20 protein-coding genes are annotated in these 23,071 nt (G+C 42.0%); 19 read left to right on the top strand and 1 reads right to left on the bottom strand.

The genetic code is table 11. The annotated features are described in order from the left end of the window. Positions 1–11: 11 nt before the first annotated feature. Both H538_RS0101090 and H538_RS0101085 read left to right on the top strand, forming a co-directional pair. Positions 12–773, top strand: coding sequence for an enoyl-CoA hydratase/isomerase family protein (locus H538_RS0101090; protein WP_026675981.1), 762 nt, complete (start codon positions 12–14; stop codon positions 771–773). Between the two features lie 112 nt (positions 774–885). After that, on the top strand, positions 886–1,515 hold the full coding sequence (locus tag H538_RS0101085; RefSeq protein WP_026675980.1) for an RsfA family transcriptional regulator: 630 nt from the start codon (positions 886–888) through the stop codon (positions 1,513–1,515). Between the two features lie 23 nt (positions 1,516–1,538). On the opposite strand, the gene H538_RS0101080 is transcribed toward H538_RS0101085, so the two are convergent. Next, entirely contained in the window at positions 1,539–2,030 is a 492-nt protein-coding gene (locus tag H538_RS0101080; protein WP_026675979.1) for an N-acetyltransferase, read from the bottom strand. 170 nt (positions 2,031–2,200) lie between these two features. On the opposite strand from H538_RS0101080, the gene H538_RS0101075 reads away from it, so the two are divergent. The 17 genes from H538_RS0101075 to murB all read left to right on the top strand — a co-directional run bounded on the left by H538_RS0101075 (position 2,201) and on the right by murB (position 22,924). Beyond that, positions 2,201–3,547 carry an acetyl-CoA carboxylase biotin carboxylase subunit gene (locus H538_RS0101075; RefSeq protein ID WP_026675978.1) on the top strand — a complete coding sequence of 449 codons (1,347 nt, stop codon included), beginning with the start codon at positions 2,201–2,203 and terminating at the stop codon, positions 3,545–3,547. A 26-nt stretch (positions 3,548–3,573) separates the two neighbouring features. Next, on the top strand, positions 3,574–3,786 hold the full coding sequence (locus H538_RS0101070) for a biotin/lipoyl-containing protein (RefSeq protein WP_026675977.1): 213 nt from the start codon (positions 3,574–3,576) through the stop codon (positions 3,784–3,786). Between the two features lie 89 nt (positions 3,787–3,875). Beyond that, complete coding sequence (locus H538_RS0101065) at positions 3,876–5,414, top strand: acyl-CoA carboxylase subunit beta (protein WP_026675976.1); 1,539 nt, start codon at positions 3,876–3,878, stop codon at positions 5,412–5,414. Between the two features lie 89 nt (positions 5,415–5,503). Further along, positions 5,504–6,400, top strand: coding sequence for a 2-dehydropantoate 2-reductase (locus H538_RS0101060; RefSeq protein WP_026675975.1), 897 nt, complete (start codon positions 5,504–5,506; stop codon positions 6,398–6,400). A gap of 94 nt (positions 6,401–6,494) precedes the next feature. Further along, on the top strand, positions 6,495–8,120 hold the full coding sequence (bshC, locus tag H538_RS0101055) for a bacillithiol biosynthesis cysteine-adding enzyme BshC (protein ID WP_026675974.1): 1,626 nt from the start codon (positions 6,495–6,497) through the stop codon (positions 8,118–8,120). A gap of 127 nt (positions 8,121–8,247) precedes the next feature. Next, positions 8,248–8,679, top strand: coding sequence for a division/cell wall cluster transcriptional repressor MraZ (mraZ, locus tag H538_RS0101050; RefSeq protein ID WP_026675973.1), 432 nt, complete (start codon positions 8,248–8,250; stop codon positions 8,677–8,679). A 40-nt stretch (positions 8,680–8,719) separates the two neighbouring features. Further along, a complete protein-coding gene (rsmH, locus tag H538_RS0101045) occupies positions 8,720–9,652 on the top strand; it encodes a 16S rRNA (cytosine(1402)-N(4))-methyltransferase RsmH (RefSeq protein ID WP_026675972.1) in 933 nt (310 codons plus the stop codon). A 13-nt stretch (positions 9,653–9,665) separates the two neighbouring features. Next, positions 9,666–10,031: a cell division protein FtsL gene (gene ftsL / locus H538_RS0101040; RefSeq protein WP_026675971.1), complete on the top strand. Its 366-nt coding sequence runs from the start codon at positions 9,666–9,668 to the stop codon at positions 10,029–10,031. A gap of 13 nt (positions 10,032–10,044) precedes the next feature. Further along, positions 10,045–12,177, top strand: coding sequence for a penicillin-binding protein (locus H538_RS0101035; RefSeq protein ID WP_026675970.1), 2,133 nt, complete (start codon positions 10,045–10,047; stop codon positions 12,175–12,177). A 92-nt stretch (positions 12,178–12,269) separates the two neighbouring features. Beyond that, positions 12,270–14,189 (top strand): stage V sporulation protein D, encoded by a 1,920-nt coding sequence (locus H538_RS0101030; protein WP_026675969.1) that lies wholly within the window; start codon positions 12,270–12,272, stop codon positions 14,187–14,189. A gap of 162 nt (positions 14,190–14,351) precedes the next feature. After that, complete coding sequence (locus H538_RS0101025; RefSeq protein WP_026675968.1) at positions 14,352–15,815, top strand: UDP-N-acetylmuramoyl-L-alanyl-D-glutamate--2,6-diaminopimelate ligase; 1,464 nt, start codon at positions 14,352–14,354, stop codon at positions 15,813–15,815. Position 15,816: 1 nt separating this feature from the next. Further along, positions 15,817–17,196, top strand: coding sequence for a UDP-N-acetylmuramoyl-tripeptide--D-alanyl-D-alanine ligase (locus H538_RS0101020; protein ID WP_026675967.1), 1,380 nt, complete (start codon positions 15,817–15,819; stop codon positions 17,194–17,196). Then, positions 17,193–18,173, top strand: coding sequence for a phospho-N-acetylmuramoyl-pentapeptide-transferase (gene mraY / locus H538_RS0101015; protein WP_026675966.1), 981 nt, complete (start codon positions 17,193–17,195; stop codon positions 18,171–18,173). The genes H538_RS0101020 and mraY overlap by 4 nt, the downstream gene beginning before the upstream one ends. Further along, on the top strand, positions 18,173–19,528 hold the full coding sequence (murD, locus tag H538_RS0101010) for a UDP-N-acetylmuramoyl-L-alanine--D-glutamate ligase (protein WP_035349726.1): 1,356 nt from the start codon (positions 18,173–18,175) through the stop codon (positions 19,526–19,528). Before mraY ends, murD begins: the two co-directional genes overlap by 1 nt. Before the next feature lie 102 nt (positions 19,529–19,630). Continuing rightward, the gene (spoVE, locus tag H538_RS0101005; protein WP_026675964.1) at positions 19,631–20,731 is read left to right on the top strand and encodes a stage V sporulation protein E; all 1,101 of its coding nucleotides are present in this window, start codon (positions 19,631–19,633) and stop codon (positions 20,729–20,731) included. A 126-nt stretch (positions 20,732–20,857) separates the two neighbouring features. Next, entirely contained in the window at positions 20,858–21,967 is a 1,110-nt protein-coding gene (gene murG, locus H538_RS0101000) for an undecaprenyldiphospho-muramoylpentapeptide beta-N-acetylglucosaminyltransferase (RefSeq protein WP_026675963.1), read from the top strand. 42 nt (positions 21,968–22,009) lie between these two features. Then, positions 22,010–22,924: a UDP-N-acetylmuramate dehydrogenase gene (gene murB / locus H538_RS0100995; RefSeq protein ID WP_154657875.1), complete on the top strand. Its 915-nt coding sequence runs from the start codon at positions 22,010–22,012 to the stop codon at positions 22,922–22,924. The last annotated feature ends 147 nt before the right edge of the window (positions 22,925–23,071 follow it).

The raw sequence follows: 23,071 nt of genomic DNA, 5'->3' as shown, positions 1-23,071 counted from the left end.
GGGCTGTCTGCATGGATAAAGTTCTTTATGAAAACAAAGAGCAACTAGGCGTTATTACTATTAATCGCCCTGAAGTACATAATGCGATTGATTTTGAAGTGATGGATCTACTTAAGCAATACTTATCGGAAGCAAAAGCCGATCCGGGCGTAAAATTATTAGTCATAAAGGGTTCAGGTGGAAAAGCCTTTTGCTCTGGAGGAGATTTAATCGCTTTCCACCAGCTACATACGGAACATGAAGCATACGCGATGCTTTCGAAGATGAGCGATGTTTTAAATGAAATATTCTTTTTTCCAAAGCCAACGATTGCTCTTCTAAACGGCACGGCCGTAGGAGGAGGTTGTGAGATAGCGGCGGCATGTGATATGCGCCTTGCAAAAGCAGAGGCTAAAATGGGATTTATTCAAGGAAAATTGGGCATAACGACAGGATGGGGAGGCGGTACTTACATATTGGAACGGTTGCCCAAAGCAGTTGCACTTGATTTATTATGGAGCGCCCAATTGATGACGGCAAAGCAGGGGAGAGACATTGGCTTCGTTCAATATCTCATTAAAGAAGATGATATGATGGCCTCAGCAAAAAAATATTTCAATCGGTACACTGTTCATTCTACGGAATGTTTACAAGCATATAAACAGCGTTATCTCGATAGTATCGATACAGCCGGGATCAAGCTAAGAGTAGAACAAGAAGTAAGGCATTGCGCTAAATTATGGGAGACGGATGAACATAAAAAAGCGGTTGCTGATTTTTTGAATAAAAAATAAGTTTTGTATAGTTATGGGCAACAAGGACATAATCTTTCTAGTAGAACAAAAGTCTATCTTATCTATTAATTGCATATCAATGTAAAAACGACATAAAGATGGAGGGATTAGGTTGACTGCTGTTCGTCAGGATGCATGGAGTCAGGATGAAGACTTGTTGCTCGCAGAAGTCGTGTTGCGCCATATTCGCGAAGGAAGTACACAGCTTGCGGCCTTTGAAGAAGTAGGAGAAAAACTGTCCAGAACCGCTGCCGCCTGTGGATTTCGCTGGAATTCACTCATTCGTAAACAATATGAGTCAGCCATTACAATTGCCAAAAAGCAGCGAAAAGAAAGAAATAAAGAAAAAGCTCTTAAAAATGAATCCCAGGAAGATTCTTCAAAACAAACCCAGGTAAAAAGGGACGAATATGTAGTAGCGGGAAAGGAAAAATCGCTTTCGATGGATGACGTCATCTTGTTTTTAAAAAATTTCAAGTCAAAACAAGCGCAGAGCCATGGGGTGGAATCGGAAAATAAGCAGCTTCGCAAACAATTGGAAGAATTAAAAAAGCAAAATGAAGATATGCAGCAACATTTGCAAAAATTAAATGAGGAATACCAGATTGTATGTGAAGATTATAAAGCTCTCATCCAAATTATGGATAGGGCGCGAAAAATGGTTGTACTGGAAGATGAAGATGGAAAAAATCTAACCTTTAAAATGGACGTAAACGGAAATTTGCAAAAGATGAAAAAATAAAAAAGATGGCATAATGCCATCTTTTAGTACGTTCGTTCCACTTTTTGTTCCGTTACGCCGCTCGGGTACCAGACATATGGGTTTTCGCCGCGGTCGCGTTCCGGATTATACGTTACCGCTTCAAATCCTAATTTTTCCCAAAATCCACATGATTGCTGTCTGCCATTTGTTTTGATCGGCAAATTCAATGATTTAGCGAAATTCACAAGTGCCCTTCCATATCCTTTGCCTTGATAATGCGGCAAGACTTCTAGTTTCCACAATTCAAAGTAATCTTGTGGCGGATCAAAGTACTTATCGAATTCCGCTTCAATTTTATATAAACTCATTCTGGCGACAAGTTTATCCCCGTAATAGATCCCGTAAAAAGGAGATTCGCTGTCGTTTTCGATAATATTGTCCTGCAAATCTTCAAGCATGGATAGTTCCTGGATGCCGTATTCTTTAAATTGTTTAAATTCTTCCAATGTTTTATAATTCACTTTCAAACGTTTTACTTGATACGTTTCTGTCATGGAGGCTCCCCCTTAATTACATTTGTTCTGATCTATTTATAGTATATACTAATTACACTTAAAATTCTTTAAAAATGAAATATTCCTTTTGATAAAAAAAATATAGAAAGGAATATTAAAGCTTTTGTCGAAATATTGAAATGACAAAAGAAACGAGGAGGGGATGCTTTTTGCGAAAAATATTAATTGCGAACCGCGGTGAAATTGCCGGACGCATTATACGAACTTGTAATGAGATGGGAATCGAGTCTATTGCGGTATATTCCGATGCAGATTCCGAACTTCCTTATGTAAAGCAGGCGACTAAAGCGTTTCGAATTGGAGAGCCGCCTGTTATGAAATCCTATTTAAATGTGAACAAACTATTAGAAATTGCGTTAAAAGAAAAAGTGGACGGGATTCACCCCGGCTATGGCTTTCTCTCGGAGAACAGCACTTTTGCAAAAAAAGTAGAAGAATCGGGCATCCGCTTTATTGGACCTTCATGGCAAGTTATAGACGCAATGGGCGATAAGATTCAGGCAAGAAAAACAATGAAAAATGCGGGAGTTCCTATTGTCCCCGGAACCGTTGAACCGATTTCAGACTTGGAAGAAGCCTGTAGGGTTGCAAACGAAATTGGTTATCCAATAATGCTAAAAGCAAGTTCCGGCGGCGGTGGAATTGGGATGGTACGCTGTGATGACGAACCGTCATTAAAAAAAGCGTTCGTTTCCACACAACAACGCGCGAAAGCCTATTTTGGCAGTGATTTAATGTTTATAGAAAAATATATTGCTGGTGCAAGGCATATTGAAATGCAAATTTTTGGCGATGGACAGGGGAACATTGTCCATTTGTTTGAAAGAGATTGTTCCATTCAACGCCGGAATCAGAAAGTGATAGAAGAATCTCCATCCCCTTTCTTGAATGAAACGATCCGAAATGAAATGAGTGAAGCGGCCATCAAGGCGGCCCGGGCTGTCTCTTATTCTAATGCCGGAACGGTCGAATTTATAGTGGCTGAAGATGGTCAATTTTACTTTTTAGAAATGAATACAAGACTTCAAGTTGAACATCCTGTCACAGAGATGGTTACTGGACTGGACCTTGTTCGCTGGCAAATTGAAGTCGCCAGTGGAAAGCCGTTAACTCTTTTGCAAAATGAAATCGCACAAAAGGGCCATAGCATGGAATTTAGATTGTATGCCGAAGATCCGGCTACCTTTTTGCCTTCACCGGGCAAATTAGTGACTCTTCATTTTCCTGAGATGGTTGGTGTCAGAGTTGACGGAGGGTATGAGGCGGGCAACCAGGTATCGCCTTTTTATGATCCGATGATCGCGAAAATCATTGTAAGCGATTCCAACAGGAAAGGCTGCCTATTAAAAGCAAAGGCATTTTTTAATGACTTCCAATTAACGGGAATAAAATGTAATAGCCCTTTATTTGAGCAAATATTAAATGACGATGATTTCCAAAAAGGAAACTATACGACGGCCTTTTTAACTGAAAAACAATTAATGAAAAAATCATAAAAACCATAAATCAAGAGGTGGACGAAATGAAAGAAATTAACGCAAACATGGCGGGTACCGTTTTAAATGTGCTTGTTAATAAAGGTGAGGGGGTTAGCCCGGGTCAATTAGTCGTTGTCCTTGAATCAATGAAAATGGAGATTCCGATTGAAAGCACAGTAGAAGGCACTGTTACTGACATTAAAGTAGGGATTGGTGACTTTGTTAATGAAGGAGATACGCTCGTTATTTTAACATAATAGCAGCCTGTTGGGCTCTAGCTGAACGAGCGCTCACTCTTTAATTTTACCGGGAATTACAATTTATCTATTGGGAGGGAACCGATTGCATGACGGCCAAATTAGAAAATCGATTGAATGACATGATTGACCAAATTAAAGCAGGCGGGGCGCCGAAATATCATGAAAAAAATGCGGCCCAGAATAAAATGTTTGTCAGGGAACGGTTGGAACGATTGTTTGATGAAGGCGAATTTTCAGTTGAGGATGCATTATTTGCCAATAACGAAGCAGGCAATCTCCCGGCTGACGGTGTCGTTACGGCAATGGGGAAAGTAGGAGGACAAACCGTCTGCGTAATGGCAAATGATTCAACGGTAAAGGCAGGTTCATGGGGAGCAAGGACCGTTGAAAAAATCATCAGAATTCAGGAAATAGCCCAGAGGCTGAAAGTACCGATGCTTTATCTTGTCGATTCTGCCGGTGCAAGAATTACCGACCAAATTGACATGTTTCCGAACCGAAGAGGGGCAGGAAGGATTTTTTATAACCAGGTGAAAATGTCCGGGATGGTCCCGCAAATCTGCCTGTTATTTGGTCCATCGGCTGCGGGCGGCGCCTACATTCCAGCATTTTGCGACGTTGTCATCATGGTTGATCAAAATGCATCTATGTATCTCGGCTCTCCGAGGATGGCGGAAAAGGTCATTGGAGAGAAAGTTTCACTTGAGGAGATGGGCGGTGCCCGCATGCACTGCTCCGTAAGCGGTTGTGGAGATATTTTAGCGCAAAGCGAAAAAGAAGCGATAGAGCTTGCGAGAAACTACTTGTCTTATTTCCCTGCCAATTACAAGCAAAAGCCTATAATGAAGGAACCAAAGCCGCCAGTCGACGGAAGGGCTCTGGAGGAGATCGTTCCGGAAAACCAAAACGTTCCATTCGATATGTACGAATTGATTTCAAGAATCGTCGATGATGGCAGTTTTTTTGAAATTAAAAAACTATTTGCAGGCGAAATCATTACAGGGCTTGCCCGAATTGAAGGGCGTACAGTCGGAATTGTTGCGAACCAGCCGAAAGTAAAGGGCGGCGTCCTATTTGTCGATTCGGCAGATAAGGCGGCCCGATTTATTACGCTTTGTGACGCTTTTTCGATTCCGCTCATCTTTCTTGCTGACGTGCCGGGCTTTATGATTGGCACAAAAGTGGAAAGGGCGGGAATTATCCGCCACGGGGCGAAGCTTATTGCTGCGATGAGTGACGTTACCGTGCCAAAACTATCGGTCATTGTCCGCAAAGCATATGGTGCAGGTCTATACGCGATGGCGGGACCGGCATTTGAACCGGATTGTTGCATCGCTTTGCCGACTGCGCAAATTGCCGTTATGGGGCCTGAAGCCGCGGTTAACGCCGTCTATTCCAATAAAATTAATGAAATTGAAGACCCGAAAGAACGAATGCTTTTTGTCCAGCAGAAACAACAAGAATATAAAGAGCATATTGATATTTACAAACTTGCATCAGAAATGATTATAGATGACATTGTGGCGCCTTCCCGTTTAAGAGAGACGCTGCATCACCGGCTTCGATTTCTTGAATCAAAGGAAATGACATTTAGTGAACGAAAGCATCCGGTTTATCCGGTATGATTTGGCCTTCCGCTTATGGCGGAAGGTTTTTTGCATTTAAACGTGTTAAACTGAAAGAAGATAATAGTAGATGGGAAGGGGAAAACGTTATGAAAATTTCTGTCATTGGCGGCGGGGCCATTGGCCTATTGTTCGCTCATTTTCTTAAGCAAGAAGCTCATGTGACGATCTGGACAAAGTCTGCTAATCAGGCAAAAAAGTTATTGGAAAATGGGCTCCATTATGAATCGATTGACGCGGACAAAAGGGTAGTTGAGGTGAATGCGAAATCGATTCAAGACTTTAATTATGATGCGGATTACATCATTATTGCAGTGAAGCAAACTCAACTTTCCGGGCTAAAGCCACTTCTTTTTGATTCGAGGGCAAAACGAGCGAAACTATTATTTGTCCAAAACGGGATGGGCCATCTCGAATTGCTTCAACATCTTGAAAATGAACAGATTTCTGTTGCCGTTGTTGAGCATGGAGCCATTAGAACATCGGAATATGAGATTGTTCACACCGGAATCGGAAGAGTAAAGCTTGCGTCTTTTCGCGGCCCTATCGATGCGGGATTATGGGAACAGATTTCAAATGAGCGGTTTCCGGTTATCATATATAAAGATTACCGGCCGATACTAGAAGAAAAGCTGGTTGCCAATAGTGTAATCAATCCATTAACGGCCATTTTTCAAATTAGAAACGGGGAATTAATCGATAATCCCCATTATCAATCATTAATGGTCGGTTTGTTTCATGAAACATGCCGAATCCTTAAGATTGAACGGAAAGATGAATTGCTTGAAAATGTAATGGCCATATGCAAAAATACGTCCAGCAACAAATCTTCTATGCGGATGGATATTGAAAATGGGAAAGAAACTGAAATTGACGCCATTAACGGCTATGTTCTAAAACTGGCTCAAAAACAAGGAATTGAAGTCCCTTACACTTCATTCGTTTATGAAGCGATTAAAGGAATGGAGCATCAAAGAAAAGCTTGAAGCATTTTCTTTTTGGAAATAAGGTTCATTTGCTATACTCATATCAGCATATGTTACAAGAGGGTTTACATCCGTATAGAAAGGAAGTTAACACATGAGGATCGAAAATTTCTCCCTTCCTGAGGCGAATATCCTTGCCAAAGATTACAAACATTCATTCGAAAATGTTCAAGATATGTTTAATTATGACTATCACAATCAGGAGGTTTATCAAAAAAGGCTTGAAGAGCTTTATACCCGGAAGTTTCAAAGAGATGCCCTTGCCAACTATTTGTTCACGTATAATCGGAAATTTAATTGTTCGCATCGTACGGTGGAATATATCGAAAAAATAAAAAATAAGGAAAGTGTTGTTGTCGTCGGAGGCCAGCAGGCAGGGATATTAACGGGTCCATTGTATACGATTCATAAATGTATAAGCATTTTAAAATTTGCTAAAGAAAAAGAAAGCAATCTCGGCATACCTGTCATTCCAATATTTTGGATTGCTGGAGAAGATCATGATTATGACGAGATTAATCATGTATACATAAAGAAAAACGACTCTGCTGAAAAATTAATACTTCAAGCGGACGATCCAGTAAAAACTTCGGCTTCTCTTATGAAATGGGATAAAGAACAAGCTGTAAAGTGGAGCGATGGCGTTTTTCAGCAATTTGGCGAAACGGAATTCACAAAGGACATCGTGAAAAAAGTACATCATATTTTTGATGCAAGTGATACAATAGTTGACTCATTTGCCCACCTGCTTACGTACCTTTTTGGAGACTATGGACTTGTCCTCCTCGATTCGGGCGATCCCAACTTTAAACAACTACAGTCCGAATACTTAGTGAATTTAATTGAAAAGAATGAAGAAGTGGACCGGCGTTTTGTGGAAGGATTAAAAACGTTGCAAAATAAAAACTATCCACGCCCGATCGAATATCAAGAAAATAACGCACATTTGTTTTTATACATTAATAGGGAGCGTGTTTTATTATTCCGTGACGGGACTGGCGGCTTCCGTTCAAAAGAAGGGGATGTCCGCTACACGAAAGATCAGTTGATGGAAATGGCGAAGGAGAAACCGCATTTATTTAGCAATAATGTAGTCACCCGTCCGCTTATGCAAGAATGGGTACTTCCGACGCTCAGCTTTATTGCGGGCTCCGGGGAGATTGCCTATTGGTCGGCATTAAAACCAATCTTTAATGAATTTTCTTTAAAAATGCCGCCGCTTATCCCGAGACTCTCGTTAACGATTGTTTCCAAACAGACGCAGAAACAGCTCGACGATACAGGGCTTGAGGCGAAGCATGTCATCAAGTCAGGGACAGAGGTTGAAAAAAAGGCGTGGTATGAAGCGCATAAGCCATATGAGATAGAACCTTTAATAACCGACAGCAAACAACAAATGGCAAAAATTCATAAAGAACTTTCAGGACTTGCTGAAAAAATTGATAAAAGTTTAGTGCAGCTTTCGACCATTAATTTAAATCGCATCTTGCATGAAGTTGATTATTTGCATCATAAAATGGAAAAGAAAATGAAAAAAAGGTTTAAAGAACCGCTTGAAAAATTTGACGCGGTGGCGCTTGAATTGTTACCGTTTCATAAGCTTCAAGAGCGGACATGGAACATTTTTTACTATATGAATGACTATGGGTTTGACCTTATTCACGATCTGATGAACGAATCACTTCCATTCGATGATCAACATAAAATTGTCTATATTTGAAGGAATTTCAGATAAAAAAATCCTGCTAGGACAGCAGGATTTTTTTTTTCGCACACGAATTATACTTGTAGTGGTGAAAAGTGGAGCGTTGTGGTAGAGTAGGGGTAGAAAGTGGGGGAGCGTTCCAATGTTCATGGGTGAATACCAACATAATATTGATGACAAAGGGCGTATGATTATCCCCGCTAAATTTCGTGAAGAACTCGGAAATACATTTATTCTAACAAGAGGCATGGATCAATGTATTTTTGGCTACCCGCTGGAGGAATGGAAAGTCCTCGAAGAGAAGCTGAAAAAACTCCCATTCACCAAAAAAGATGCAAGAGCCTTTACCCGCTTCTTCTTTTCAGGTGCAACCGAATGCCAGTTGGACAAACAGGGGAGAGTAAACATTGCACCACCTTTAAGGGAATATGCAAAACTTGAAAAAGATTGTGTTGTACTCGGTGTATCGAATAGAATTGAAATTTGGAGCAAATCGATCTGGGAAGAGTACTTCCAGGAATCGGAAGAATCGTTCGGGGAGATTGCCGAGAGTTTAATGGATTTTGATCTGTAGCACAATCAAGCACATGTTGAAAGAGAAAGGGAAGTTTTACATGTTTGACCACATCACCGTATTAAAAGAAGAAGCAGTTGATGCATTAAATATTAAACCGGATGGAATATATGTTGACTGTACACTTGGAGGAGCGGGCCATAGCAAACTCATTCTTTCCAAATTGACGACAGGACATTTGTTCGCATTTGACCAGGATGAAAAAGCAATTCAAAATGCAGAAGCGATTTTAAACGAGTATAAGGGCAAATTTACGATTATAAGAAGTAATTTTCGCTATTTAAAAGAAAAATTAAATGATCTCGGAATTACAGGAGTGGATGGTGTTTTATTTGATTTAGGCGTATCCTCCCCTCAATTGGATGAAGCGGAACGAGGCTTTAGTTACCAGCACGATGCGCCCCTTGATATGAGAATGGATCGAAATTCCCCGTTGTCCGCCTTTGAAGTCGTTAATGAATGGCCGTACGAACAACTTGTAAAAATCATTTCCAGGTATGGTGAAGAAAAATTTGCAAAACAAATCGCCAGGAAAATTGAAAGTGCGCGAATGAAGTCACCCATCAAGACGACAGGTGAACTTGCCGATTTAATTAAAGAAGCGATTCCCGCCCCGGCAAGAAGAACTGGCGGACATCCTGCCAAGCGAACATTTCAAGCAATCAGGATTGCAGTGAACGATGAACTGGCAGCATTTGAAGAAGCCATCCATGATGCGATCCAATTATTAAACGTTGAAGGAAGGCTGAGCGTCATCACCTTCCATTCATTAGAAGACAGGGCATGTAAGACAATCATTAAAAAATTCAGCACACCGCCTGATTTGCCACCCGGACTTCCAATTATTCCGGAAGAGGCAAGGCCGATTTTGAAAAACATTACGAAAAAGCCCATTCTGCCAGGAGAAGATGAAATTAAAGAGAACCGCCGCTCTCGTTCGGCGAAATTAAGGGTTGCAGAAAAACAAAGATAAAGGGGAGAAAGAGTTGGATAATTTAGCACATAACATTCAAAGACAGCAGCAAATGAAACCGAATACGTCTGTACAGCCAAAAATCCGTACAGAAATCGTCAAAAAAAGGGTTACAAAAGGGGAAAAATTACTCTGGTCGCTGGCTGGCATTATGCTTCTTGTTGGCGCTCTATTTATCGTTTCAAACTACGCCGCGCTTTATAAAGCAAATTCTAAAATTGAAAATCTCAAAGGAAAAATTACAACGGAATCAAAGATTGTAAGTGATTTAAATGATAAAGTCATTTCATTAAGTTCGAAAGAGCGCATTTATAAGATTGCGAAAGAAAAAGGCATGGAATTAAATGAAAAACGGGTAAAAAATGTAGGAAACGAATAAACGGAGTGAAACAATGGGTAGAAAGAAACATATCAATTTAGGAGCGGGGGTCATTATGCTCGTGTTTACCCTGCTCTTTTTTGTATTGATTGGGCGGTACTTTTATGTTGCTTATGCGAAAAATGTGGATCATGTAGACCTGAAGGCGCTTGGCAAGCGGCTATGGACAAGTGAAAATACGCTTAATGCAAAAAGGGGAACGATTTTTGACCGGAACGGCGATGTACTCGCTAAAGATGTTGCGGCATACGATATGTATGCGATTTTGAAAAAAGACCAGCCGTCATATATAAAAGACCCTCATGAGGCGGCAGTGAAGCTTGCCCCGATCTTAAAAGAAGATGAAGCGACAATTGAAGCGACATTAAGCAAAAAAGGATTGTTCCAGGTAGAACCACCGGGGTGGAAAAATTTAAGCCAGGATCAAAAGGAGAAGATTGAAAAGCTTGATATTCCTGGCATTGAATTCACACCGAGTACAAAGCGTTATTATCCGAATCAAAATTTCGCCTCCCATGTCATCGGCTACACAGCACACAAAAATGGAAAAGAAGAAGGCGTAATGGGGGTTGAAAGGTCGCTCAATGAGTATTTAGCGGAAAGAGACGGCAAAATTCTATTTCAAAGCGATCGGGACGGATTAAAGCTACCCGATTCAAAAGAGAAGATTATCGAGCCGAAAAACGGGGATAACGTTTATTTAACACTCGACGACCATATTCAATTGTATTTAGAAGAAGCGATGAAGCAAGTTGAAAAAGAGTACGACCCGAAAAAAATGATTGGCATTGTCGCTGATCCGAAAACAGGAAGAATTCTCGCGATGGCGAACCATCCTGATTTCAATCTAAATAAACGGGACATTACAAATTTCACGAACGATGCTATTAGTGGCACGTTTGAACCTGGATCAACGATGAAAATATTTACACTCTCAGCAGCCATTGAAGAAGGCGTTTATGACGGTAGCGCGAAATACAAGTCCGGTTCCTATAAAGTTCCGGGCAGCCCTACACCGATCCATGACTGGAACCAGGGATGGGGCAGTATTACGTTTGATGAAGGTGTTGAGAAATCATCTAACGTCGCCTTTTCGATTTTAGCAAGAGAGAAACTTGGATTTGACCGTTTTTACCAATATTTAAAAAAATTTGGATTCGACAAGAAAACGGGCATCGACCTGGCTGGCGAAAATAAAGGGACCCTTCTCTTTCAGCGAGAAATAGAAAAAGTGACAACGGCGTTCGGCCAGGGGTCGACGGTCACACCGATCCAACTTGTTCAGGCGGCGACAGCGGTAGCAAATGGCGGAAAAATGATGAAGCCATTTGCCATTGAAAAGATAGTTGATCCAAAAACGAAAAAAGTCGTTTTAGATCATGAACCAGAAATTGTTAGCCGGCCAATTTCCGAAAGTACGGCAAAACATGTCCGCCAATTGCTCGGAAAAGTCGTAACAGATGGCACCGGGAAATTGTACAATGTGAAAGGCTATGACATTGCGGGGAAAACGGGAACGGCCCAAATCGCTGATGAAAAAACCGGCAAGTATAAAGTCGGAAAATCCAGCTATCTTTTCTCATTTTTAGGCATGGCGCCGCAAAAAAATCCGAAACTCGTCTTTTACATTGCCGTTCAAGAGCCACATTTAAAAGATACAGAAACAGGCTCTGAACCGGTTGCGAAAATTTTTAACAGTGTCGCAAAAAACAGTTTGCAATATTTAAACATCGCACCGACGGTAAAAGCAGATAAAACGGGACAAAAAGAAGTTCTGGCCGAAGATAAAGGAATTGCGATGGATGATTATTCAGGGCAAAATGTGGATGATGTAACGGCCAGCCTAAAAGAGGAGGGGCTGCGCCCGGTTAAACTCGGTACGGGTGATTCGATCATCGCGCAAGAGCCGGCAAAAGGGACGAAAGTGCTAAAAGGGGAACGGGTCATTTTACGGACGGATGGAACGGTGAAAATGCCTGATTTAACGGGCTGGTCGCTTATGGATGCGATGCGGTTTGTTAAAGTGATGAATCTAAATCAAACGGTTTCCGGGTCAGGCTTTGTCGTCAACCAGGATATTCGGAAAAATGTAGTCGTGAAAGATGATGATCATTTAAAAATCGAATTAAAGCCGCAGTATCCTTAATAAAATGAGATCAATTGAATAAAAAGACAAGCGTTCTAAGCGCCTGTGTACAAGCATATATTGAAACGAGCCGACAAGAGGAGGTAATTTAGTTGCGAGTTTCTAATGTGACGGTACGCAGGCGCTTAATTTTTGTCTTATTATGCGGGCTATTGTTTTTTTTCATCATTGCCGTGAGGCTTGGCTATGTTCAGTTTGTCGTCGGCAATTGGCTGACAGGAAAAGCACTTGACTCATGGAGCAGGGACGTTCCGTTTGAACCGAAACGTGGCGAAATTCTTGACCGGAACAATGTTGCACTCGCCACAAACATTAGTGCACCGACCGTTTACGTCGTTCCAAAGCAAGTGAAAAATTCTGTAGAAACAGCTGAAAAACTTGCCTCGACATTACATATATCGAAAAGCTATGTTTATAAAAAAATTACAGAAAGGGCAAGCATCGTTCGTTTAGATAAAGGCGGAAGGAAGATTAGCAATAAATTAGCCAATAAAGTGAGAATGTTAGACCTTCCCGGCGTTTTTGTCGCGGAAGATAGTAAGCGCCATTACCCATTTGGCAGTTATTTATCCCATGTTCTCGGCTTTGCCGGTATCGACAATCAAGGTCTTACAGGGCTAGAACTTTATTATGATAAAGAATTAAAAGGGAAGAAAGGATATGTTTCGTTCTTCTCTGATGTGCGAGGAAGAAGAATGCCTTCTTTATCTGATAAATACAAACGTCCACAAGATGGATATAATTTAAAGCTGACAGCGGATATACGGGTTCAGACGATCATCGAAAGAGAATTGGATAATGCAGAAGCAAAGTATAACCCTGATTCCATCATTGCGATGGCCATGGACCCGAACACAGGAGAAATATTAGGCATGTCGAGCCGGCCGAATTTTAATCCAGAAGACTATAAACGGGTTCCGCAAGAAGTGTACAATCGGAATTTGCCTGTCTGGAAAACGTACGAACCAGGATCAACGTTTAAAATTATTACACTCGCCGCAGCCCTTGAAGAAGGAAAAGTAGATTTAGATAAAGACCATTTTAATGATCCGGGCTATATTGAAGTCGCTGGCCGGAAATTAAAATGTTGGAAAAGAGGCGGGCATGGCAGCCAATCGTTTTTAGAAGGGGTAGAAAATTCTTGCAACCCGGGATTTGTTATGTTAGGACAACGGTTAGGAAAGGAGAAACTCTTTTCTTATATTAAAAAATTCGGATTTGGTCAAAAAACGGGGATCGATCTTCAAGGCGAAGCGACAGGCATTTTATTTAATTTAAACAATGTCGGACCGCTTGAACTGGCGACGACAGCTTTTGGTCAGGGTGTTGCGGTTACGCCGATCCAGCAAGTGGCTGCCGTGTCTGCGGCCGTAAATGGCGGCTATTTATACGAACCATATATTGCAAAAGAGCTCGTCGATCCGAATACAGGGAAAGTGATTTCGAGGCAAACACCGAAATTAAGACGTAAAGTAATATCGGAAGAAACGTCCGCAAAAGTCCGTTATGCCCTTGAAAATGTCGTTGCACGCGGAACGGGGAAAAATGCTTTCGTCGAAGGCTACAGAGTCGGAGGAAAAACAGGAACGGCGCAAAAAGCGGAAGGCGGGAAATATTTGCAAAATAACTATATCGTTTCTTTTATTGGAATGGCTCCTGCAGATGATCCGCAAATTGTCGTTTATGTGGCGGTTGATAATCCGAAAGGAACGGTTCAATTCGGGGGTACGGTAGCCGCGCCAATCGTCGGCAAGATTATGGATGACAGCCTGCGGGCAATGGGTGTTGAAAAACGAACGAAGCAGATTGAAAAAGAACGAACCTATCTCGACCAGCCGCTTATTAAGCTTCCGAACCTTGTCGGAAAAACCCGTGAAGAACTCGGCGACATGATGTATGATTTAAAAATAGATGCGTCAGGCTCCGGCGATATTGTCGTCGAACAATCTCCAAAACCCGGTGTCAAACTGAAGCCCGGTTCAACGATTCGTCTTTTTATGGGTGACAAATAGGCGACCGACGATTAAAATAGATGTGTATGCAAAGCCCAAGCGGATTTCGCTTTGGCTTCTTTTTCTGAAAAAGAAGTTCGCTGCAGCGTAGAATGATGGCTAAGCCTTAGCCTGGCTCTTGCTTCCCTAAAACTTATATTGAAAATGAAAGGTCATGATAACATGGAGCTTCAAAAACTCGTAAATGAATTGCTATTTACCACAATAGACAATAAACAAAATCCTGACATTACAGCAATTAATATGGATTCTCGCATAAAAGCTCCGGGCAGTTTATTTGTTTGTATTGACGGGCTTACTCTTGACGGACATGACTTTGTCCATGAAGCCGTACAAAACGGAGCGGTTGCTGTTCTGGCAGAAAAGGATGTAAAAACAACGGTCCCGGTCGTTCGTGTTAGCGATACGAAGAGGGCGATGGCCATTTTAGCAGACCGATTTTATGGCCAGCCGACAAAACAGTTACACTTAATCGGGATAACAGGCACAAACGGAAAAACAACAACATCCCATATCATCGAAAAAATATTCCGCGATTGCGGCAACCGTACCGGATTAATCGGAACGATTGATATGAAGATTAACGGTGAAAGCTATAAAGTTTCCAATACAACCCCGGATTGTATTTTCCTTCAAAAAGCGTTTAAACAAATGGTAGATGAAAAGGTCAATACGGCAGTCATGGAAGTGTCTTCACATGCGCTGGACCAGGGGCGTGTCCGCGGATGTGATTTTAACATCGCCGTTTTTACAAATTTAACGCAAGACCATTTGGATTACCATGAAACGATGGATGAATATCTTCATGCAAAAGGCCTGCTGTTTTCTCAATTAGGAAATACATACAGCAAAGAAAATAAAAAAATCGCTGTATTGAACAATGATGATCCCGCCTCGAAACGGTTGAAAAGGATGACGTCAGCTCAAGTCATTACGTACGGAATTGATCAACCGGCTGACATTATGGCTAAAAATATTAACATTACGGCTAAAGGAACATCGTTTACCTTAGTTACTCCAAATGAGAAAAAAGAGGTTTCGATCAAGCTTATCGGGAAATTTTCCGTTTATAATGTTCTCGCGTCGATTTCGGCAGCGCTTGGATCTGGAATTTCACTTGATGCCATCATCCACTCAATTGAACAAGTTGAGGGGGTACCGGGACGATTTGAAACGGTCAATGCGGGTCAAGATTTTACGGTGATCGTTGATTATTCACACACTCCGGACAGTTTGGAAAATGCGCTTATGGCGATCAAAGAATTTGCAACCGGAAAGGTGTATGTTGTTGTTGGTTGCGGCGGTGACCGCGATAAAACGAAGCGACCGATTATGGCGCAAATCGCAGTAGAGCATGCGGATACAGCAATATTTACATCCGATAATCCGCGGACTGAAGATCCCGAGGCAATTCTTCAAGATATGGAGAGAGGCGTCGAGGGAGAAGAGTACGTAAAAATTGTCAATCGAAAAGACGCCATTGAGTATGCAATTAACCAGGCGAAGAAAGACGACATAGTTTTAATTGCCGGAAAAGGTCATGAAACGTATCAAATTATCGGGAAAAACGTATTTGATTTTGATGACCGCCAAGTAGCAAAAGAAGCGATTGGAGCGAAGAACTAAAATGAAAATGTTGTTAAAGGACTATGTAAACATCGCCTTAACTACAAGAGGCAATGTTGAAAATACAATCATCCAGGAAGTGACGAAAGATACGCGTGTGCCATCTGTGAAATCTTTATATGTTCCGATTATTGGCGAGCGGTTTAACGGACACCATTTTTTAATGGATGCAATAAAAAATGGGGCGATTGCAGCTATTTGGAAACAAGGTGAGCCACTTCCGGATGACCTTGATCCGTCCTTTCCTATCCTTTTTGTAGAAGATACGATAAGTGCTCTGCAAAAAATGGCAAAGCTGTATTTAAAGAAAATACGCCCGATTGTCATCGGCGTAACTGGCAGCAACGGGAAAACGACGACGAAAGATATGGTCGAAAGTGTTGCCGCAACAACTTTTAAAACCCATAAAACGAAAGGCAATTACAACAATCATATCGGACTTCCGCTTACGATTTTGTCAATGCCCGAACAAACAGAAGTACTTATTCTAGAAATGGGAATGAGCGGGTTTGGCGAAATTTCGTTGTTAAGCAAAATTGCAGAGCCCGATGTTGCGATCATCACCAACATTGGCGAGTCCCATATTGAGGCGCTCGGCAGCCGGGAAGGGATTGCAAAAGCAAAACTTGAAATAAAAGACGGTCTAAAAGAAAGCGGAGTTTTGATCATTGATGGAGACGAACCCCTATTAGAACATGTTTGTTCAAAAAATGTATTGAAATGCGGCTATAATGAGAATTCCACGTTGCATATCGACAATATTGAAGGGGACGAAAATGGCTACAGCTTCCAATTGGAAGGCGGAACGACAACCTACTACTTGCCGCTATTAGGAAAGCATAATGTGAAAAACGCCGTATATGCGATAGCAGTCGGGCATTACTTGAACATCGAAGAAAATGCGATCAAAGAAGGATTAATGAACTTGACCATGACAAAAATGCGCCTGGAAAAATATAAAGGCCAAAAAGGGGCTCTTCTTATTAATGATGCGTACAATGCCAGCCCGACTAGCATGATTGCTGCAATTGAAGCCATAAAAGGATTAAATAATTATCCGAAAAAAGTTGTTGTGCTTGGCGACATGTATGAGCTCGGCAACGAGGAAGAATCGATGCACCGGGCAGTTGCCCCGCATATAACAACTCCTATTACCGAAGCTGTTACGATCGGGGAAAAAGGAAGATGGATTGGCGAGGAACTTAAAACCCTTAAGCCAGATGGCGTGAGTGTGTCGATATTTCCTACAAAAGAAGAAGCAAAAGAATATATCGGGCAAAAACTTTCAAAGGATACAGTCATTCTTTTTAAAGCATCTCGAGGAATGCAGATGGAAACGTTAGTAAAAGAATTTATAGATGAAGAGGAGGCAAGAAAATGATCGAACAAGTATTGTTATTTACCCTTCTTGCTTCTTTTCTTATTGCCGTTATAAGTTCGCCGTTTTTTATCCCTTTTTTACGCAGGTTGAAATTCGGCCAAAGCATACGGGAAGAAGGGCCAAAATCTCACCAGAAAAAATCGGGAACGCCGACGATGGGCGGAATTATTATTGTACTTGCCGCTGTAATTGCGACATATGTGATGAATTTGAAATTTTTTAATGTATCTTCGAAAACGTATTTATTGTTATTTGTTACAATCGGATATGGACTGCTTGGCTTTCTCGATGATTTTATTAAAGTGGTCAAGAAAAGAAATCTCGGGTTAACGTCTAAGCAGAAATTGCTCGGGCAATTAATCATCGCCGCTGTATTTTATATTGGCCTTTTAAATACGGATTTTTCAACAAAGCTTACGATTCCCGGACTCCACATTGATTTTGAGCTTGGATGGTTTTATCCGGTCCTTGTTGTCTTTATGTTGATCGGCGGATCGAATGCAGTTAATTTAACGGACGGATTGGACGGACTACTCGCGGGCACTTCGGCGATTGCCTTTGGTGCATTTGCGGTATTGGCTTCCAATATGAGCCCATCCCAATCCGAAACGGCCGTATTTGCCGTCGCAATTGTCGGCGCTGTTCTCGGATTTTTAGTATTTAACGCCCATCCTGCCAAAGTATTTATGGGCGATACCGGTTCTCTTGCTTTAGGCGGCGCGATAAGCGCGATTGCCATTATAACGAAACTAGAACTATTGTTAGTCATTATCGGCGGTGTTTTCGTGATCGAAACATTATCCGTCATGCTTCAAGTATGGTCATTTAAAACGAGAGGAAAACGAATCTTTAAGATGAGTCCGCTGCATCATCATTATGAACTGTGCGGCTGGTCTGAATGGAGAATTGTAGTCACGTTCTGGGCGGTTGGCCTTCTTTTTGCTGCGCTCGGAATTTATATTGAGGTGTGGGTTTGATGGTGGATAAAAGGGAAGAATTTAAAGGGAAACATGTATTAATACTCGGACTTGCGAAAAGCGGTTTTGCAGCGGCAAAACTGCTTCATTCGTATGGCGCCATACTTACGGTTAACGACCGTACGCCTTTTGAAGAAAATGAACAGGCGAAAGAGCTTGCGGACAAGGGCATTCATGTCATTTGCGGCGGGCATCCACTTAGTTTGCTTGATGGGCGAATTGATTATGTCGTTAAAAATCCGGGTATTCCGTATAGCAATCCGATTGTGAAAGGAGCGCTGGAAAAAAATATCCCTGTCATTACAGAAGTGGAAATTGCCGGAATCATTTCGAAAGCTGATATTATTGGAATAACCGGATCCAACGGGAAAACGACGACAACAACGCTCATTGGCGAAATGCTTAAAAACAGTGCGAAACGTCCGCTCGTTGCCGGAAATATTGGAACCGTATTGTGTGAAGTGGCAGATCGCGCGACAGAAGAAGATGTGATCGTTGCCGAATTGTCGAGCTTTCAACTAATGGGGACGAGAACGTTTCATCCAAAAGTGGCTCTATTGCTTAACTTGTTTGAAGCCCATCTCGACTATCATGGCTCAATGGAAGATTACGGGGCAGCTAAAGCACGTATTTTTGCAGCGCAAACCCCGGAGGACTATACCGTTTACAACGAGAGTGATGAACGAATTCGTGAGCTGGTGAAACATTCAAAAGCGAAAAAAATTCCGTTTTCAACGAAATCGATTTGTGAAGATGGCGCTTATATTAAAGATGGGATCGTTTATTTCCAAAATGAGGCCATTATTCCGTTAGAGAAAATCGTGCTTCCGGGCAAACATAATTTAGAAAATATTTTGGCGGCAATCAGTGCCGCCAGGTTGAGCGGTGCGAAACAAGAACAAATCGTTCACGTGCTGGCGACGTTTTCAGGCGTGAAGCATCGCACACAATATGTTGGAACCGTTGAAGGGCGGAAATTTTACAACGATTCAAAAGCAACTAATATTTTGGCGACAAAGGCTGCTCTTTCCGCCTTCAATGAACCAATCGTTTTACTCGCAGGGGGATTGGATCGTGGCAATGAATTTGATGATCTAAAGCCTTACCTGAACCAGGTGAAAGCGATCATAACGTTCGGGCAGACGGCGCCAAAAATTGAACGGGTAGCCAGGGAAGCCGGAATAGAAGTGATTAAACGTGTTGATAATGTGGAAGAAGCTGTTCCTGTTGCTTACGGTACTTCCTCACCGGGTGATGTCGTTTTACTATCGCCTGCATGCGCCAGCTGGGATCAATATAAAACATTTGAACAAAGAGGAGACATCTTTATCGACGCTGTGCATAAACTTAAGTAAGGTTTGTACAAGTCGGTTAAAAAGAGAGGGCATCCCTCCTTTTTAAACTGTGGCTTTATTGAATAGGAACGAGCCAATTTAAAAAGAGTTGAGGTGTTTTCCTTGCCGTCCAAAAGATCAACACCCGATTTAGTATTGATCGTTACGACACTTTTACTTTTGTCTCTCGGCATTGTGATGGTTTATAGTGCAAGTGCGGACATGGCAGTCTATAAGTTTAAAGACGCTTTCTTTTTTGCAAAACGCCAGCTTCTTTTTGCAGGTGTCGGGGTCGCTGCGATGTTTTTTATTATGAACATTCATTACCACACATGGCAAAAATGGTCAAAAATATTGCTGCTCGTCTGTTTCCTGCTGCTCATCGTCGTATTAATTCCGGGGATTGGAATGGTGCGCGGGGGCGCCAGGAGCTGGATCGGCATTGGCGCTTTCTCGATCCAGCCTTCGGAGTTTATGAAACTGGCAATGATCGCCTTTCTGGCAAAATACCTGGCGGCGAATCAAAAGAAAATTACTTCATTTAAAAAAGGGCTGCTCCCTACCTTATCGCTCGTCATGCTTGCCTTTGGGATGATCATGCTTCAGCCTGATTTAGGGACTGGAACGGTCATGGTCGGGACATGCATCGTCATGATTTTTGTTGCGGGTGCGAGAATTGCTCATTTTGCTGGATTGGGCTTATTGGGAATAGCCGGCTTTGTCGGGCTTATCGCTTCGGCTCCTTATCGAATGAAAAGGATCACGTCCTTTCTTGACCCATGGAGCGATCCAAAGGGCAGTGGATTTCAAATTATCCAATCCCTTTATGCTCTCGGTCCTGGAGGGCTGCTCGGCCTTGGTCTTGGACAAAGCCGGCAAAAGTTCGGCTATTTGCCTGAACCACAAACCGATTTCATTTTTGCGATCATTTCTGAAGAACTCGGGTTTATCGGCGGGGCGCTCGTTTTGCTTTTATTTAGCCTATTATTATGGCGTGGCATTCGAATTGCGCTCGGTGCCCCTGATTTGTTTGGAAGTTTTCTTGCTACAGGCATCGTCGCGATGGTTGCGATCCAGGTCATGATTAACATCAGTGTCGTAACTGGCTTAATCCCGGTTACAGGAATTACGCTGCCCTTTCTAAGCTATGGCGGCTCATCGTTAACGTTAATGCTCGCTTCGATTGGCGTGCTCTTAAATATAAGCCGCTATGCTAAATATTAAATGTATTAAAATTCTTGTATTTAACGTTAAATTCTCTTATTCTAATTGAGGATGGCTTGCAATAACCCTGTCCGGCATACTGACAGGGTCATTGTTTTTTTGAATCCGTTTTTCGGAGGTATGAAAATGAAAATTGTATTAAGTGGTGGAGGAACGGGAGGACATATTTACCCCGCGCTTGCCCTTGCGAAAGAAATTAAAAAAATTCATCCGGAGTCAGAGCTGTTATATATTGGGACGGAAAAAGGGCTGGAATCAAAGCTAGTTCCAAGAGAAAACATTCCGTTTGAAAGCATTCAAATTACCGGTTTTAAACGCAGTCTTTCTGTCGAAAATATAAAAACCGTGCTTCGCTTTTTAAAAGGCGTTTCAAAAAGCAAGAAACTGCTGAAAGAGTTTAAGCCTGATATTGTTATTGGAACAGGCGGTTATGTTTGCGGCCCTGTTGTTTATGCGGCAAGCAACCTGAACATCCCTGCAATCGTTCATGAACAAAACAGCATTCCTGGTTTAACGAACAAGTTTTTAAGCAAGTATGTTCAAAAAGTAGCGATCTGCTTTGAAGAAGCAGCCGGATATTTTCCGAAAGAAAAGGTTGTATACACGGGAAATCCAAGGGCTCAAGAAGTGAAAGATAAAGACGGCAAAAGAGGAAAAGAATCTCTTCATCTTGATCCGGCAAAGAAAACGGTCTTAATTGTTGGTGGAAGCCGGGGAGCGCGCCCGATCAATGAAGCTTTTCTCGAAGCACTCGATCTTGTCGGGGAGCGAAACTATCAATTTGTTTATGTGACAGGGGAAGTTCATTACGATCATGTTCTGGAACAGGTTAAAAAACACGGGAATCCAAAAAATGTTACGATTGTCCCGTTTATTCATAATATGCCGGAAGTGCTTGCGGGCATGGACCTTGTAGTTGCCAGAGCAGGTGCGACAACGATCGCGGAAATTACCGCACTTGGCATCCCGAGCATTTTAATACCCAGTCCATACGTAACGAATAACCATCAGGAAAAAAATGCCCGGGCACTCGAAAGCAAGGGCGCTGCCGTTGTTATTTTAGAAAAAGATATGAACGGTTCGCTTCTTGTTCAACATATTGACCGCATTCTTACAGATGAAAAAGAGTGGTCAAAAATGCATAAAGCTTCAAAGCAACTCGGGATGCCGGATGCGGCGAATCGGCTTTATGAAGTGATGAAAGACCTCTCAAAATCGACGGCTACTTTTAAATAAAGAACACATATGATGAGTTAAGAAGCATAAATAGGGGGGAGAATGTTGGAAAAACTTGCAGCACAATTAAGGGAAGAAAATTTAGGTAAGGTTCTCGAAAATGAGCCCCTTAAAAATCATACAACATTAAAGATCGGTGGCCCGGCAGATATACTTTTTGAACCGGGAAGCATAGATTCATTGCAGCGAGCGCTGGAACTGATTAAGCAAGAAAAGGTGCCGTTTCGTGCCATTGGACGGGGTTCTAACCTATTAGTTTCCGATAATGGAATTGAAGGTGTCGTTATTAAACTAGGGAAAGGCCTTGACCATCTCTATAAAAATGAAGAAGAGATAACAGTCGGGGGAGGATACTCACTTGTGACGCTTGCAACTGTTCTCTCAAGGGAAGGTTATAGCGGTTTGGAATTCGCTGCTGGCATTCCAGGCTCTGTCGGCGGGGCGGTCTATATGAATGCAGGCGCCCATGGCTCGGATATGTCCCAAATCGTGTCGAAAGCACGTATCTTATTTCCGGATGGAAGCTTAAGATGGTTAACTAACGAGGAGCTGGCATTCTCTTATCGTACGTCCATTCTTCAAAAAGAAGGAGGAATTTGTGTCGAAGCCGTGCTCCGTTTAAATAAAGGTGAAAAAGAAGAGATCATGGCCGAGCTCAGAAAAAACAAAGATTACCGCAAAAATACGCAGCCATGGAATCATCCTTGTTGCGGAAGCGTGTTTCGTAATCCGCTCCCAAACTATGCTGGCGGCTTAATCGAAACGTCTGGTTTAAAAGGAACAAAAATCGGCGGGGCACAAATTTCCGAAATGCATGCCAACTTTATCGTAAACACCGGTGGAGCAAAAGCAAAGGACGTCCTTGATTTAATCGATTTTATAAAGAAAAAAATAAAAGAATTACATGGGATCGATATGGAGACAGAAGTAGAGATTATTGGCAGAACGAACTCATGAATTATGCCATATCAAAGATTGTTCAAAACGTCCGGGAAACATTACGGTAGGATTTCGCCGTTCTGTTTGTCCTCCTTGTTGAACAATATTATTAATTCACGGAATATGTTATAATGAAGCGGAAACGGCGTGCTTATTCGTCCGTTT

Source organism: Fictibacillus gelatini DSM 15865, from assembly GCF_000430745.1.
GTDB lineage: Bacteria > Bacillota > Bacilli > Bacillales > Fictibacillaceae > Fictibacillus_A > Fictibacillus_A gelatini.
Note: the sequence above shows the minus strand (reverse complement) of the source record. Positions and strands in the feature narration are given on the sequence as shown.